The sequence below is a fragment of the Pseudomonadota bacterium genome, from assembly GCA_016719885.1.
Lineage (GTDB): Bacteria > Pseudomonadota > Gammaproteobacteria.
Genome location: JADJYF010000003.1, coordinates 1 through 16,402, shown reverse-complemented (window position 1 = coordinate 16,402; position 16,402 = coordinate 1). Strand labels below are relative to the sequence as shown.

The window sequence follows — 16,402 nt, the reverse complement described above, 5'->3', positions numbered from 1 at the left end:
CTCCCCTCGGGCCCGACATGGGTCGGGCGGCTTGTTCAATTAATTACGTTAGATATGGATCTCATCTATCTGTTTTTGATAAACAATAACTTCTAATTATTTCTGAAAACACGACCGAAACAGGGATTCGACCGTCATTGATTCAATGGCTTGCCGCATTCTCTCGAAATCACTTCAACCGAAGCCTCTATATCATTTAAAAACAATGAATTGAATTCATTGTTTAATCAATCGAATTAGATGCGGCGCCCGCTCTCAACCGCTCCTGCTGACGCGCAAGTCACGCAGCAGACCGTCCTTCAGACCGTAGACCCAGCCGTGAATGGTCACCTCCTGGCCACGTCGCCAGGCGTCCGTGACGACGGTCGAGTTGCTGACATTATCGACCTGGCGCTGCACGTTGAACTCACAAAGCTTGTCTTCGAATTCGCTGCGCGACTCGGTCTGCGCCAGCTCGTCGGCGCGCAGGTCGGCGATTTCGCGTATGGGGCGCAGCCAGTTGGAGATGACGCCATGGGACACGTCATCGAGGGCGGTACGCACACCGCCGCACCCGTAGTGCCCGCACACGATGATGTGACGCACCTTCAGCACCTCCACCGCGAACTGCAGCACCGAGAAGCAGTTCATGTCCGAGTGGATGACGAGGTTGGCGACGTTGCGGTGCACGAACACCTCGCCCGGGTCGAGGCCGATGATCTCGTTGGCCGGCACGCGGCTGTCGCTGCAGCCAATCCACAGGTATTCCGGGGCCTGCTGGCGCGCCAGGCGGCGGAAGAATTCCGGGTCGGATTTGATGCGCTCACTGGCCCAGGTGGCGTTGTTCTGGAAGAGGTTCTCAAGCATGTCGATGGTCTTTACTGGCGTTGGCGGGAGATGAGGAAAAGTCCGGCCCTATCGTTGGCCTTCCTGGGCATGATGGCAAGCTCGCGCAGCGTAAAGCGTTGTGCGAGCTCGGCGCGGCGCTTCACCGGCGCCAGCACCCACGCTTCGCGCAGCTGGCGCGCGTCCATGGCGCGCTCGAGGGCATTGACGGTCTGGAACTCGGGAATGGCGCGGCCGGTGACCTGGATGTAGAGCACGGGCGTCAGCGCGTAACTGAACAGCGGCTGGTGGGCGCCGACCTGGCGCGCGGTCTCCGCCGCCAGTGCATGCCGATGAAAGCGCGCGACGCTCCACAGCACGTGGCCATCGGCATGGCGCGCGAAGATGCCGGTGGTCAGCACCAGCACGGCGAGCACCGCGCCAACGGTCCGGGATGCGAAGGACCGCGCCGCGAGCATGGCGACTCCGAGCGCGACCGCCAATATCAGCAGCAGGTAGGTGAGCTCGTGCTCGGCCCAGCACAGCCAGGCCGCGCCGCCCGCCACCATCAAGGCCTGCACCAGGGTCAGCGCGCGCGCCACACGCGGCTGCTCTTCGTCGAGTCGGGCGAGGCCGTGACCGGCCAGCAGGCACAGCGCCGGCATCACCGGCAACATGTAGAAGAAGCGCTGTTGCACGCCGAGGCTCAAGCCGAAAGCGACCGCGCCCGCCGCGAACACGAGATACACCGTGAAGGGCCGCGCGGCGTGGCCGCGTCGCAGCGCCGCCCACCACGCCAGCGGCGCCAGCGGCACCCACGGCAACAGCAACTGCAGGGGGCGATACAGGTAATAGCCATTGAACAGGTGGTTCATGCGCGGCACCAGCAGGCGCCCGGCGAGCTGCGAGCCGCGCACCGCGGTCGGGTCGATGCGCGCGTGCAAGGCCAACCACCACGGCAGCGTGACGATCGCCACCAGCACCACGCCGAGCAGCGGCCGCAGCACGCCCGGCGACATGCGCGGCTGGCGCGTCAGGCAATAGATCGCCATCGCCACCAGCAGCATGAAGGGAATGTGCGGCCCCTTGGCCAAGGTCGCCAAGGCAAAGGCCAGCCACATGAGAACGATAGGCCGCGTGCGCCGGCCCTCGCCCTCGACCAGGGCCAGCGCGCCCGTCATCCAGCCCGCGGTACACAGCGCGGCGTAGAGAAAATCCGGTCGGCCGTCGTGGCTGTAGGTGAAGAATCCCACCGAGCCGACGAACATCGCGGCGGCGTAAAGGGCCGCGCGTTCGCCGTAGAAACGTCGGCCGAGGCTGAGCAGCATGGCCAGCATCGCCAGGCCCGCCAGCCACGACGGCAGCCGGCCATGCCAAGCCACCACCTGGCCGTCGGCGCCGCTCAGCGCCGCCGCCAGCCCCGTCAGCCAGTAACTCAGGGGCGGCTTCTTGAGACGCGGCTCGTCGTTGAAATACGGCACTATCCAGTCGCCGCGCGCATGCATTTCGTGGGCGGTACGCAGCACCAGGATCTCGTGCTCGTCGGGCGGCAGCGACGCCATGCCGCGCAGGCCGATGAGCCCTGCCGCCAGCAGCAGCAGGACCATGACCAGGCGCGTACTCGCGCGCGTTGAATCCATCTTGCCGCCCAGCCCGTCAGTCAGAAGGCGTCATGCCGGCCGAGGGCACGCCGGCGCCCTCTTCGGCCTGCATCAGGCGTTCGAGGTCGCCGCGCGCCGCCGCCACCATCGACAGCAGCTGTTTCTGATCGCCGCGCACGGCGTGCAGTTCGCGCAGCGTGGTTTCGTCGTGCTCGATGAACAGCTCGCCCGCATGGCGCGCGCGGGCCGCGTCGAAACCCAGCGCCCGCAGCGCCTTCACGCCGACGTTCATGGCGCCGCCGAAAGTCTCGCGCTCGAAACCGTCGATGCCGCGTTCCAGCATCTCGTAGGCCTGCGTGCGGTTGCGCACGCGCACGATCAGCGGCAGCGCGGGAAAGTGTTCGCGTGCGAGATCCACTACGCGCAGGGTCGCTTCGGGATTGTCCAGCGCCACGATCAGCAGCCGCGCGCGGGCCGCGCCGGCCGCGCGCAGCAGGTCGAGACGGGTGGCGTCGCCGTAATGCACCACGTGGCCGAAACGGCGCAGCAGTTCGATCTGGTCCGGGTCCTGCTCGATGACGGTGGTGCCGATGCCGTTGGCATTCAAGAGGCGTGCGACTATCTGCCCGAAGCGGCCGAAGCCCGCGATCAACACCGGCAGGCTGGGGTCGGCGATGGGGTCGGCCTCGCGCTGCGGACGGCGCGCGTAGAGTCGTTCGATGAAGCGCTCGACGAGGCCCAGCACCACGGGCGTCAGCACCATCGACAACACGATCACCGTGGTCAGGCGGTCCGCGAGTTCCTGGCTCATGACCTTGGCGCCGGCCGCGGCCGAAAACACCACGAAGCCGAATTCGCCGCCCTGGCACAAGAGCGCCGCCAGTTGCCAGGGCTGGTGATGGCGCAGGCCGAGCAGGCGCGCGAGGCTGAACAGCACCGCGAACTTGACCGTCATCACCACCAGCGTGCCGCCGATGAGGGCGAAGGGCGTGGCCAGGAACAGCCGCACGTCGATGGCCATGCCGACCGCCATGAAGAACAGCCCCATGAGCAGCCCCTTGAAGGGCTCGAGATCGATTTCGAGCTCGTGGCGATATTCCGATTCGGCGAGCAGCACGCCGCCGATGAAGGCGCCCATCGCCATCGACATGCCCGCCGCGCTGACCAGCAAGGCCATGGCGATCACGATCAGCAGCGACAGCGCGGTGAAGAGTTCACGTGAGCCGGTGGCGGCCACCAGGCGGAACACCGGCCGCGCAAGGCGCGGGCCAAGCACCAGGATGGCGGCCAGGATCAGCACCGCGCGGCCGATGGCAATCCACATCGCCTCGCCGCCGAGTTCGCTGCCGCCGCCGGCCAACAGCGGCAGCACCGCCAGCAAGGGGATGACGGCGATGTCCTGGAACAGCAGGATGGAAAACGCGGTCTTGCCGGTCGGTGTGTCGGTCCAGCGGCGCTCCTCCAAGATCTGCATGGCGAAAGGCGTGGACGACAAGGCCAGCACGTAGCCGATGACGCCCGCCGTGCCGGCCGCCATGCCCATCAGCACCGCGAGCGCCAGCAGCGGCACGGCGGTCATCGCCAGTTGCGACAGGCCCGCGCCGACGATGGCGCGACGCATGTCCCACAGCCGGCGCGGATTGAGTTCGAGACCGATCAGGAACAGCAGCAGCACCACGCCGAACTCGGCGAAATGCAGAATGACCTCGGCATCGAGGATGAGCCGCAAACCGAAAGGCCCGATGACCAGCCCCGCCAGCAGGTAGCCGAGCACCGCGCCCAGGCGCAGGCGTTTGGCCAGTGGCACCACCGCCACCGCCGCGATCAGGAAGACCAGCACGTTTTGCAAGACGGCTTCCACGCACCGCACCCGTCACACGCCATGAAGGCGCGAAGTATCGCATGGTTCTTTGAGAGGAAGCCGTGGCGGCGGCGGGAATGGCGCGCCGGACGGGAGCGAATTCGTTGGTGCGAATGTCAGGGCTGAAGCCCGACCCACAATAGGCCGCCCCCCCCACAATCAGCGCAACTGTGGGTCAGACTTCAGCCTGACGATGCGCGGCCCTGCTTCTATTGTCAGACTGAAGTCTGACCCACAAGCCCAGCTCAGCCCTTGTCGCCCAATTCCGACAAGGCTTTCTTCGCCTCGTCCAGGCCCTTGAAGGGTTGGTTGCTGTCGACGGCCTTGGCGAGGTGTTCGCGGGCGCCGACCTTGTTGCCCTTGGCGAGGTAGGCCATGCCGAGGTGGTAATGCATCAGGCCGGCGTCGGGCGCGGCTTCAACGGCTTTCTCCAGGAAATTGACCGCCTGCTCATATTCGCCGAGCTTGTATTCCACCCAGCCGACGGTGTCGATGAAGGCCGGCTGGTTGGTGTTGCGCAGCGGCGTGACGAGTTCGCGCGCGCGCTTGAAGCTTGCTTCGTCCTTGCGATATTCGATCAGCAGCATGGCGAGGTTGTTCATGGCGAGCTGTGAATCAGGCTTGGCCTTCAGCGCCTGCTCGTACTGTTCGATGGCCGAATCGAGCTGGCCGGTTTCCTCGAGATAGGACGCGAGGCCCGTCACCAGCAGCGGCTGACCGCCGGTCTTCTCGATGCCTTCCTTCAAGATGGCCACCGCGTCGTCGCTGCGCTTGCTGGCAATGTAGGCCGACGCCAGGTTGCGATACGGAATGGGCCATTTGGGGTTCTGCTCGATGGCGGTCTTGAACTCGGCCGCCGCGGCGTCGAACTTCTTGTCGGCAAGGCTGAGCTCACCCAGCAGGTTGTGCGCCACGAAGTGCTTGGGATGCTTGCCGATCACTTCGCGCAGCTTGGCCACGGCCTGGTCCTGCTGCTTCAAGGCGAGATAGCTCTTCACCAGCTGCGACAGCGGCTCGATGGCGTCCGGCGCGTGGTCGAGGGCGGACTGGAATTCGCCGACGCTGGCTTGCAGGTCGCCCTTGGCCTGCTGCACGAGACCGGCGAAGTGGTAGCCCTTCACCGAGTCCGGCGCGATGTTCTTGATCTGGTCGGTCACGGCCAGCGCCGCCGGCCAGTCCTTGCGATAGACGAAGATCTTGTACTTGCCTTCGAGCGCGTTGATGTCCTTCGCGTTCTTCTTCAGGACGTCGTCGAGCACCGCCAGCGCATCGTCCAGCTTGCCGTTGGCGGCTTCGAGGTTGGCGAGTTCCAGGCCCAGCACGCCGGCGTTGGGGTTGGCGGCGATGCCCTGCTTCAAGACATCCAGTGCGAGCTCCTTTTCCTTGTTGGTCAGGTGCGCGCGGGCCAGCAGGCGCACCGCGCCGACATTGCTCGGGGTGTCGTGGATGACGGTACGCAGGTCGGCGATGGCGCCGGCGGCGTCGCCGTCATTGAGGTGCAAGGTGCCGCGCAGGCTCAGGGCATCGCCGTCACGCGGATTGTCCGCCAGCACTTCGTCCACCAGGGTACGCGCGCCGGCCAGGTCGTTCTGCCGCGCCTTCACCACCGCCAGGCGGCTCTTGGCCTGCAGCAGTTCCGGGCCTTCCTTGAGATTGCCGATCACGGTCTCGTAGACCTTGGCGGCATCGTCCATCTTGTTGGTCGCTTCATAAATCTTGCCGAGCGCGAACTGCAGGCGGTTCTCCTTGGGGTCTTGATCAATCATGCCCTTCAAGGCATCGACGGCCTTGTCCACGCCACGCACGCTGGACAGGAACTCGATATAGGAAAGCTTGGCCGCGATGTCTTCCGGGAAATCCTTGATGGCGGCCTGCATGGCGGCCTCGGCGTCGTCCTGGCGCTTGAGCGCGACCAGGAAGCGCGCATAGCCGGTGCGATAGGCGAGCACTTTCGGCTTCTGCTTGACCACTTCGCCGAAGGCCGCCACGGCCTCGTCGGTCTTGCCGGTCTGGGCGTAGACCCGCGCCAGGTTGATCCGGAGCGCGACCTCGTCGGCATTGGCGGCCGCGGCATCCTTGAGGGTCTTGATGCTCTCTTCGGTCTTGCCCTCGGCCAGCAGCAGCGAGGCCAGCAGGGACGCCGCCTCGGGGTTGTTCGGCTCGGCCTTGATGGCCTTGTCGGCCAGTTCGCGCGCGCCGGGCATGTCCTTGGCCTTGGCCTTGACCGCCGCCAGCAGGGTCAGGCCGTCAACGTCATCGGCCTTGGTCGCCAGCATCTTTTCGGCGTTTTCCTTGGCCTTCTCGTCATTGTTGCTGAGCAGGAACAGCCGCCCCATGTTGAGCAGCGCGCCGCGATGGTCCGGCTTCTCGCCGAGGATGGCCAGGTAGTGGCCGGCCGCCCCCTGCCAGTTCTCGAGCTTCTCCATGGTCTCGGCCAGCGCGAAACGGGCCTCGATGTCCTTGGGGTCTATCTGCAGCGCGTTCTGGAATTCAACCCGCGCTTTCTCGTAATTCTCGGCCTTGAACAGTTCATGGCCCTTGTTCATGTAGACCGTCTTGCGATCCGCCGCGCCTCCGCAGGCGGCCAGCAATGCAATCAGGGCAACGACGAGAAAGCGGTTGAATGTTTTCATGGCAGGTCCGAGTTTGCGCATTGTGCGGAGCGGCATTTTACACATGGGTTTTTGAAAATTCTCGAAGAGTTCGCGTTTCACGGCGGGAATTGCTCCCAAGCCGGGCGGATTCTTGCTCGGCCCCTGTCGGTGCGCATGCATTCGCACAATCAACAAAGACGAGGTACATGCCCGGCCCTCGTCCTGATTCTGCCACCTGCATCCCACCTGCCATGCCGCTCTCCGCCCCTATAATCCGGTCCATTACAGATCATGCCTGCGACCATGTCCCTGCCCGATACCCCATCGCCCCTCACCCTGGCACAAGCACTCGACCACACCCCACGCGCACTCCAGTTCGGCACCAGCGGGCGACGGGGCGATGTGCTGGACCTCACCCAGCTCGAGATCTACATCAACGCCCGCGCCGAACTCGAATACCTGCAGCACCTGCCGCGCGAGCAAGGCGGCATCGTGCCCGGCGATGCCTTTTGTTACGCGCACGACCTGCGCCCGAGCTCCACACGCTATGTCGCCGAGCAAGGCGGGCGCGGCGAGCTGGCGCAAGCCATCGAGCAGGCCGTCGTCGATGCGGGCATGAGACCGTTGAACCTGGGCGAAATCCCCACCCCTGCCCTCTGCGCCTACGCCATGGCCCGCGGTCTCGGCAGCATGATGGTGACGGGCAGCCACATTCCCTTTCATCGCAACGGCTACAAGACCAACAGCGCCAAGGGTGAGTTGCTGAAGACGGACGAAGCGCCGATCGGGGAATACGTTGAGCGCTGGCGAGCCCGCATCTATGGCCAATCAACGGCGGACTCCCTCTTCGGCGTCGACGGTCGCTTCAAGTCCGGCAGCCGCCCATGCCAGCCACCGCAGCCATTGGCCCGACAGGAATACCTGGCACGCTACTCGGACTTCTTCGGCCCCAACGCCCTCGGCGGTCTGCGAGTGCTGGTCTATCAGCACTCGGCCGTCGGTCGAGATCTATTGGTGGAAGCGCTGCACGCGCTCGGCGCGGAAGCGATGCCCATCGGCCGTAGCGAGACGTTTGTCCCCATAGACACCGAGGCCATCGACGCCGAGACCCTCGCAAACATTCGCAGCCTGGCCCAGCGCGCCAGCATCAACGGCGCGCGCTACCACGCCGTAGTCTCGACCGACGGTGATTCGGATCGACCGCTGCTGGTCGGGCTCAGCTATCAGGAAGACGGCCATTGCCTGGCCAGGTTCCATCCCGGCGATCGGGTGGGCATGGTTGTCGCCCTGCACTTGAAGCCGGATGCCGTGGTGGTGCCCATCAGTTGCAACGATGCCATCGACACCAGTGCGCTCGCCCCCGTGCTGGCGCCCAAGACCCGCATAGGCTCACCCTACGTCATCGCCGGCATGATCGAGGCGGATCGATTAGGCGCCACCCGCATCTGCGGATGGGAAGCCAACGGCGGCTTCCTGACCGGCTCCGACTTCACCCTGGCCCACGCCTCGCTGCCCGCGTTGCCGACGCGCGATGCGTTCCTGCCGGTACTCAGCGTGCTGGCACAAATGGCCGACCACCAGTGCAGCATGGATGCCTTGTTCAGCCGCCTGCCGGCGCGCTACAGCCGCGCGGGCTTGTTGCGCGAGTGCCCGCGCGCTGTCAGCCAGCAAGTCATCGAATCGTTTACCGTTCAGCAAGACATCGCTGCCCACACAGCGCGCTACTTTCAGGCACGAGATGGATTCACGGCGCTCGAACGCATCGACCATACCGACGGCGTGCGCATGTATTTCAGCAACGGCGAGGTAGCGCACATCCGCCCGTCCGGCAACGCCGATGAGCTACGCATCTACGCGGTGGCCGCCACTCAACAGCGCGCCGATGAGATTGTCGAGATCGCCGTGAGCGCGCCGGACGGCATACTCTTGCGGCTTTGCGGGGACTTAAGAACGAGCTGACAGCCACTCGGACGAAGTGTCTCAGCAGCACCGGCAATCCGACCTTCGCAACCGTCCTCAAAGTAGCCAAAGCCCTTGGAGTGAAACTGCACGTCGAACCGGCCTAAGTCACTTCGGCAAACCGCGCTGACACTCTCTCGTAGGTGCGATTTCAATCGCGCATTGAAATCATATCTCTCAAAGCGCAGCCAAGAATGCTTCCGGGGTCACATCCGCTTGCCTGAGCAAGCCTGCCAATGTTCCCGTTTTCAACTCCGCGTGGAGTGGAATAACTCATCCGCGGGCGCCATTTCTCACAATAACGTGGCTTCCCCGCTGTCGGACCTTTTCGAAGCCGAGCCTCTGGAACGCCCGAAGTGCCTCCGCTCCCGATATCCGAGGAAGCTTAGGCATGCTCCGGCACAGAAATCATCGTTACCAGCGGGTGTCCTTTGATCGAGCGCGGAAATTCTTCAAGGTAGAGGGCCGTCGCCTCAGAAAGATTGGCAAGGGCCTCTTCGATTGTGTCACCCTGGGTTGTAGTTCCAGTCTCAGGATTCAGGGCGACGAATCCGCCCTCTTCGGACGGCGTGAGGACTGCAGTCAATTCCATACCAAGCTCCATTTCGCATAGGGGCCAACCCGCGGAACACAGGATCCCATGGACTGTAGGGAGTATACCCGCGTTCGCGCGCGCCCCGGCAAGCACCGCAAACTCGCGGGCCCGTACCAAGGAGAGATAAGACTTGTTGTGGGTCAGCCTTCAGGCTGACATTCATACGGGAGAGTAACGCAGAGGATGCCGATTCAATGCGCCAGGCCATCGGGCCCAAGAATTGGAATGTGCGAATAAATTCGCACCTACAAGCCGTCGGAACCTCTCTTGTAGGTGCGAATTCATTCGCACACCCACACTCCCCCCTACGCCACCATGCCCACCCGCAATGCCAGCAAACTCATGGTGGCGGCAACAGTCACTCGCAGCAGCCATAGCCGCCCGGCCGCCTGGGCGACAATCAACTCCACTGCGTAAAACAGGATCAACACCTTGATTGCAACCTCGGTGACGTTGTTCTGCGGAAACAACGACGACGACACCGTCGGCACCACCAAGGCGATGAAGATGATCAGGAAGTCGGTTGGCGTGACGCTGAAATTCCGGTTGCGCGTGAAGCGGTACGCGGTCATCAGCGCCAGGCCCAGCGCGCCGAAATAGACATTCTCGGCGCGATGCAGCCACACCGACTCGGTCTGCACCCGGCCCCAGTAGAACACCACCGTGGTCACCGCCACATACAACAGCAGGCGTTCGAGCAAGGCGTAACTGGCATGGTTGCGCCGCAGGAGCAGCATTGCCACACCGGTGCCCGCGAGCACATAGGCTGTCAGCATCGCGTCGTTGGGAAACTCCCCGGTGAGCATGATGGCAACGCAGGCGTAGACCGGAATCGACATCGCCGCCATCAGCACGGGCACCGTGCCCAACAGGCCACTGCTCTTCAACCTGCCGGCGAATCGGGTGATGGCCGACGGCGCGGTGGCCGTGCGTTCCCTATGCACGCGCCAGCCCAAACGCTGCGCCAAGGGGAAGAACCCACCGATGGTCACCAACACCGCGAGGAACGTGGCCACGCTGGCGAGATCCGAGCGATATCGCAGCAAGTAGGCCAGGGTCACCAGCGTGGTCTGCAAGGAATAGATGACGACCACCGCCTCGTAGTGATCAAAGCCGAGCGCCATCAACTTGTGATGCAGATGGTTCTTGTCGGGGCGGAAGGGTGAACGGCCTTCCGCCAGGCGCTGCCCCATCACCAGGAAGGTATCGATGAGCGGCAAGCCCAGCAGCAACAGCGGCATGGCCGGGCTCAAGATGGTGCCGGACTTCTGGGTCAACTGGATCACCAGCACACCGGCGGCGAAGCCCAAGAACTGGCTACCGCCATCGCCCATGAAGATCTGCGCCGGATGGGTGTTGAAGCGCAGGAAGCCGATGATGCAGCCGAGCAAGGCCATGGCCAGCATGAACATGTCGTAGTCGTGCACCATGTAGGCCATGAGGCTGATCATGCCGACGCTCAGGAACGTGGTGCCGGCCGCCAGCCCGTCGAGGCCATCGGAGAGATTGATGGCATTTGTCACCCCGAGCAACGCGAAGACCGTCAACGGGTAGGCCACGTAATCGGGGATGGGCTCGAAACTGTGGAACGGGATGAAGCGAATCACCACCCCGCCGTAGAACACCACCACGCAGATGGCCAGCAGCTGGCCAACGAACTTGACGCGGTAATCCAGCGCCGCGCGGTCGTCCCACACACCGAAGAACAAGATGAGGCAAATGCCGTAGAGCAGGCCGCGCACGTCCTGCTCCGGGTGCATCCACAGCAATATGGGCGTCACCGCGCCCGCCACCATGGCCACGCCGCCGATGCGCGGCACCGGGGCGGTGTGCACCTTGCGCGCGTCCGGCATGTCGACAAAAGAAAACCGCTCCGCCGATTTCATGAGCGGCGGGATCAGCATCATCGTGATGAACATCGCGACGATCAGTGCAAAAAAGGACAGCATCGGTCGTCTCAGTTCGGAATGAAGCGCGGCAACTGGTCGGCCACATTGGCCACGAAGTCACGCATCAATTCATCCGCGTGCGCAACGTCCTCGCCCTCCCGTAGCGGCGCAACCAGGCGCACCAGCGCACCGTCCGAGCGGTTCTTGGTGAGGCCGTCCCAGAACACGAACCACTTCACCAGGTACTCGTTGGTGATCACGCGGCCGCGCTGCTGAAACCAATAGTAGACGAGTTGCCGGCTCTGGCCCTGGGCAATCACCACGCGGTTGACCATCAGCGGCGCCCCTTCCATGGTCACGCCCTCGACAGCGCGCTGCCCGAACTGCTCCATCACCCAGCCGCCGCCCGGCAGGCAGGACTTGGGCGAATGGGCCGATTGCCCCTTGCGCTGGGATTCGTAATAGGCGGAATAGAAATTGACCACCTCGCCCTTGGCGTTGGTGTAGTCAATCAAGGCGTAGTCGGAGAGTTTGAGCGCATCGAGATAAATGGTCTCGAGCTTGCCCACGCGGCCCTTCCATTCCGCCACCTGCACGGGGAAGTCCGTAAAGCTCGCTCGCTGCGGCGGCACCTCCGTCCGTTTCGGCAAGGTCAAGCCTGGAATCAAGGTCAGAAGGGTCAAGACCAGCACGGCCACGGCCGGCGGCGACACCGGGCGGGCCTGGAACGATGCGCCCGCCGGCACCGGCAGAGGCGGATCGATACCGAACACCTCGCGCAACGGACGGCGGTCGTTCGAGAGCCGCATCAACAGCCACATCTCGAAGAACAGGATGGCGAAGCAGACCATGAATATGGCCCAGCCTTCGAAGTCATGCAGGAAGCCCTCGGCCATGCCCTGCCCCCAGTATTCCACCATCACACCGATGACGCCGATGCGGAAACTGTTCATGAGGATGGTGATGGGCACCGTCGAGACGAACACCAGCACGCGCTTCCACATGGCCGCGTGATAGAAGTAGCCCACGATCACGCCCAAGGTCATCAAGGGGAAGAGATACCGCAGGCCGTTGCAGGCCTCGATGACCTGCAGCTTGTAGCTGCCGAGATCGATGACATTGCCTTCCAGGAACACGCCGATGCCAAAGGCGCGAATCACCATCACGCCGATCTCGGACGACAGCAACTGCAGCTTGGACGACAGGCTGTTGTAGATGAAATTCGGGAACGGCACCATGAAAAACAGCAGGCAGAGCGGAATGGCGATGACGCGGAATGCGCGGGTGCCGAGGGTGGCCCAGACGAGGCCTAGCACGAAGATGACGAAGGCGTATTGAATGATGGTGTAAACCGTCGAGAGCTCCCCACCAGGTAGAAAAGCAATCCCAGCCCGGCCAGCACCACGCCCACCAGGAGCCGGTGAATTCGAGTTCGCGCAAGCGGTCGCCGCGTTGCCACACCAGGTAGGCGGCAATTACCGGGATCAGGTAGCCGTGGCTGTATTCCTCGCGCTCACTCCACCACGAGACCATCAACTGGAGGCTGTCGAGGCACAGGAACGCCGGCGATACCCACCGCGGCGCCCAGCAGCAGCCAAAGTGCCGCGGAATTTTCCAATAGCGTAGCGTTGCGTTCATCGTGCTATCCAAGGCGTGGACATCTTAGAGATGATGCCCCGCTGTTATTAAAATTCCTTGCACTTCGGGCCCGAAAGTCGCGGGATATCCTACCAACCCGTCGCCTTTGCCATCATCTTTAACCGTTTGCGTAGCGGGCAAGGAAGTCCTCGGTAGGCGCGAGCGACGCCAATGGCCAGGGGTGTCTTGCCTGCCAGCCCAACTGCCGGAGCCGCGACACATCCAACAGCTTGCGCGGTGTGCCGTCGGGTTTGCCTGCATCCCCAGGTCACCCGTCCTGCGTACCCGACCACGGATTTCACCAGTTCAACCAACTCGGCAATCGACAGGTCTTGCCCCGTGCCGATATTAATGAGTGGCCACGGCGCGCGGTCAGCGCCCGAAAAGCCTCATTCGGCAACGCAGCAGGAAAGCAGCACGCATCCGCGAGATCGTCGCTGCACAGAAACTCACGGCGTGGCCGGCCGCTACCCCAGGCTTCACCGTCTGCGCGCCACTGTGCTTGGCTTCGTGAAATCGACGAACGAGCCCTGGCAACACATGGCTGCCCAGCGGATCGTAACTATCCCCGGCACCATACAGGTTAGTCGGCATCACCGCCAAAAATTCCGTCCCATATTGACGATTGAATGCCGCACATAGCTCGATTCCCGCAATCTTGGCCACGGCGTAGGACCGATTCGTTTCCTCCAGCGGGCCGGTCAGCAAATACTCCTCGCGGATTGGCTGCGGGCACTCTCGAGGGTAGATGCACGAAGAGCCCATGAAGACCAGGCGGCGCACCGGCCTCGCGCGCCGCGTCGAGCATTCAACTCGATGGCGAGATTCTCCCGTATGAACTCCCCGGGGAAATCCCGGTTGGCGAGAATGCCCCCAACCTTGGCGGCCGCCAGCAGCACCGTATCGGGTCTTTCAGTCGCGAAGAAATCCTTGACCGCCCGGGCATCGGCAAGGTCGAGCTCGGCGTGGCTCCGCGTAACGAGCCTGTCGCACTCCCCGCAGGCGCCGAACAAGTGCGGAGCCGACCAGTCCCCGGTGACCTGCCACGTATACTTTGCCCAGAGACGATGACATTGATTTGCCGGCATTCATTCGTGGTGATCGTAGGTTTTGAACCCGTGATCATTCATGAGCGCTTCGCGTTCGGCTTCACGCAGATCCTCGGTCGCCATTTCCCGCACCAGCTCGGCGAAGCTGGTACTGGCTGACCAGCCCAACTGCCGCCTCGCCTTGCTCGGATCTCCCAGAAGGGTATCCACCTCCGTCGGCCGAAAATATCGCGGGTCGATGGCCACCACGCAACGGCCCTGGGCATCGATGCCCCGCTCCTCCGCGCCCGCACCACTGCCAGGTGACCGGCATATCGATGCAGCGCGCCGCCAGCTCCACGAACTCGCGAACACTGTGCTGTTCACCGGTCGCAATCACGTAGTCCTCGGCCACCGGCTGTTGCAACATGAGCCACTGCGCCTGGACGTAGCCGAGCATCCAGGTTGCCGAGGTATAGGCAATCCTGCAGCCCAAGCTTGATGCGCCCAAGGCCCCGGGTAATCTTGCGGGTGACGAAAGTTTCGCCCCGAAGCGGCGATTCGTGATTGAACAGGATGCCGTTGCACGCAAACAGCCCATAGGCTTCGCGATAGTTCACCGTGATCCAGTAGGCGTAGACCTTTGCCACGCCGTATGGCGAGCGTGGGTAGAACGGCGTGGTCTCGTCCTGGGGGGTTTTCTGCACGCGGCCGAACATCTCCGAGGTCGAGGCCTGGTAGTAGCGAACCGATTTTTCGAGCCCCAGGATACGGATGGCTTCGAGGATGCGCAGAGCCCCCATCGCGTCCGAGTCCGCTGTGTACTCGGGTTCTTCGAACGAAACCGCCACATGGGACTGCGCGCCGAGGTTGTAGATCTCGTCCGGCCGCACCTGCTGAATCACGCGCACCAGACTGCTCGAATCGGTCAGGTCACCGTAATGGAGCCCAAAGCGCACGTTCGCTTCATGCACGTCCTGGTAGAGGTGGTCGATGCGTTGGGTATTGAACATCGAGGTGCGGCGCTTGATGCCATGCACCTCGTAACCCTTGGCGAGCAGAAACCGGCCAGGTAGGCGCCGTCCTGGCCGGTGACACCGGTGATCAATGCAGTTTTTGCCAAGATAATAACCCAGGACTCCCGCGAGGGCGGACCGCAATTAAGGTCTCCGTGTAGCGCGCCGCGTTGAGCTACGCACCGCCAACGAATTCCAATATAACTCCGCCAAGCGGCATCAGTGAAGGCAGTTCAGACCGGGCGCCCACCCGTGCTTGCGCCCCCATTTAAACTTGGAAACCGCAAAACTTCTCCAACGACACACGGTAATTGCTCAGGCACCGCCACCTCATTGACAAACGCCAATGACTGATCAAACCCAACATAATCCGCCATACCGCTCGCCATCCACGAGCGTATCTACGCGTCTGTCGGCAAACCATGCTGCCGCCCCTTTAACCGCCTTCCCCTCGACAGTCTTGTTTCCATCCTCCTCGGTTTACTCTATCGCGCCTCTAAACTGACTCTCCCATTTCATCCGGTGCGCGAGTTCGATCGAGCCTGCCCGACTGGAGATGAGCGCGGTCCGCGTGCAGACTTACATCCCCAATCCTCGAGTACATTTCAGAGGCCCGCAAATCGCCGAGTCGTCGACATTAGGGAGCGATTTTTTCTCCGCATTCGCGCAACGAATTACCGCCGCACCCGGTCTCGCGCCAATTGATATTCCGCGAGCCACCAAAATTACAGCCCTGTTCCGCACCAATTGTCAGCTTGCCTCTGCTTCCCGCTGAAGGCAACGCGCCATCTTTTTCCCGACGAGGGCGGCGGCAAAACACAACATTTCGTCCAAGCGCCTGGAATTGGCAGACACAGACTTTATTCCCGCAAGAAGAACGTCCGCATCCTGAGGGACCATGGACGAACCGACCGTCGCGCCGCATCAATGTGACCAGTCATGCTCCTCCTCAGGCTGCAAACACGGCAACAGAATGCTAGGACAACACGACCGTCTTAATTTCAGGATTCCCCGCAAGTACGCCATCACAGAATCATTGAACGCGATACACGCTTTCGCCCAATCTTCCCTTCCGCCTGTATCCAATGGAGCGACCTCAAGAAACGGCCCGCAAACCGGTTTTAGTGGTTTGAATTACCCCCGCGCTGGTGGACCTCCTTTATCCCATCTACTAGATGCATTGCGAAAGAATCGCCCCAGTCAGCAGATCCGCCCCCTGGTTTAGATAAGCACTCAGCACGCGGCGAAAAAGACTTCGTCGAACGTAATAAGCGATTCCAAGGCCCGTATTGGGCGATCGAACTATCGCATGCTCCGCAGAACTACGAAGCGCGAACCATGCGCTGTAGGAAACTGAAAGCGATGCTAACAGAAAAACGCCGACCGACCGTGCGTTTATTTGAATTGCGCGAAATTT

At 62.7% G+C, this 16,402-nt stretch carries 8 protein-coding genes and 3 pseudogenes; 1 reads left to right on the top strand and 10 read right to left on the bottom strand.

Going from position 1 to position 16,402, the window contains the following annotated elements; translation table 11 throughout:
* Positions 1-255 precede the first annotated feature (255 nt).
* From can to IPM80_03085, 4 genes are all read right to left on the bottom strand, one after another.
* Positions 256-852 (bottom strand): carbonate dehydratase, encoded by a 597-nt coding sequence (gene can, locus IPM80_03100; GenBank protein MBK8957423.1) that lies wholly within the window; start codon positions 850-852, stop codon positions 256-258.
* 5 nt (positions 853-857) lie between these two features.
* Positions 858-2,444: a glycosyltransferase family 39 protein gene (locus tag IPM80_03095; GenBank protein ID MBK8957422.1), complete on the bottom strand. Its 1,587-nt coding sequence runs from the start codon at positions 2,442-2,444 to the stop codon at positions 858-860.
* 16 nt (positions 2,445-2,460) lie between these two features.
* Positions 2,461-4,266, bottom strand: a complete 1,806-nt coding sequence (locus tag IPM80_03090; protein MBK8957421.1) for a cation:proton antiporter — start codon at positions 4,264-4,266, stop codon at positions 2,461-2,463.
* Between the two features lie 245 nt (positions 4,267-4,511).
* Positions 4,512-6,899, bottom strand: a complete 2,388-nt coding sequence (locus IPM80_03085) for a tetratricopeptide repeat protein (GenBank protein MBK8957420.1) — start codon at positions 6,897-6,899, stop codon at positions 4,512-4,514.
* Positions 6,900-7,163: 264 nt separating this feature from the next.
* Between IPM80_03085 and IPM80_03080 the strand changes: the two genes are divergently transcribed.
* Positions 7,164-8,819 (top strand): phosphomannomutase, encoded by a 1,656-nt coding sequence (locus IPM80_03080; GenBank protein ID MBK8957419.1) that lies wholly within the window; start codon positions 7,164-7,166, stop codon positions 8,817-8,819.
* A gap of 177 nt (positions 8,820-8,996) precedes the next feature.
* Here IPM80_03080 and IPM80_03075 read toward each other — a convergent pair.
* The 6 genes and pseudogenes from IPM80_03075 to gmd form a co-directional block, all read right to left on the bottom strand.
* Positions 8,997-9,212 (bottom strand): annotated as a pseudogene (locus IPM80_03075) (type II toxin-antitoxin system HicA family toxin).
* Positions 9,205-9,411 (bottom strand): type II toxin-antitoxin system HicB family antitoxin, encoded by a 207-nt coding sequence (locus tag IPM80_03070; GenBank protein ID MBK8957418.1) that lies wholly within the window; start codon positions 9,409-9,411, stop codon positions 9,205-9,207. The pseudogene IPM80_03075 and the gene IPM80_03070 overlap by 8 nt, the downstream one beginning before the upstream one ends.
* A gap of 308 nt (positions 9,412-9,719) precedes the next feature.
* Positions 9,720-11,363: an undecaprenyl/decaprenyl-phosphate alpha-N-acetylglucosaminyl 1-phosphate transferase gene (locus IPM80_03065; GenBank protein MBK8957417.1), complete on the bottom strand. Its 1,644-nt coding sequence runs from the start codon at positions 11,361-11,363 to the stop codon at positions 9,720-9,722.
* A gap of 8 nt (positions 11,364-11,371) precedes the next feature.
* Positions 11,372-12,778 carry a VPLPA-CTERM-specific exosortase XrtD gene (gene xrtD / locus IPM80_03060; protein ID MBK8957416.1) on the bottom strand — a complete coding sequence of 469 codons (1,407 nt, stop codon included), beginning with the start codon at positions 12,776-12,778 and terminating at the stop codon, positions 11,372-11,374.
* A gap of 281 nt (positions 12,779-13,059) precedes the next feature.
* Positions 13,060-14,015, bottom strand: a pseudogene (locus IPM80_03055) (GDP-L-fucose synthase).
* A 14-nt stretch (positions 14,016-14,029) separates the two neighbouring features.
* Positions 14,030-15,092, bottom strand: a pseudogene (gene gmd / locus IPM80_03050) (GDP-mannose 4,6-dehydratase).
* Between the last annotated feature and the right edge of the window lie 1,310 nt (positions 15,093-16,402).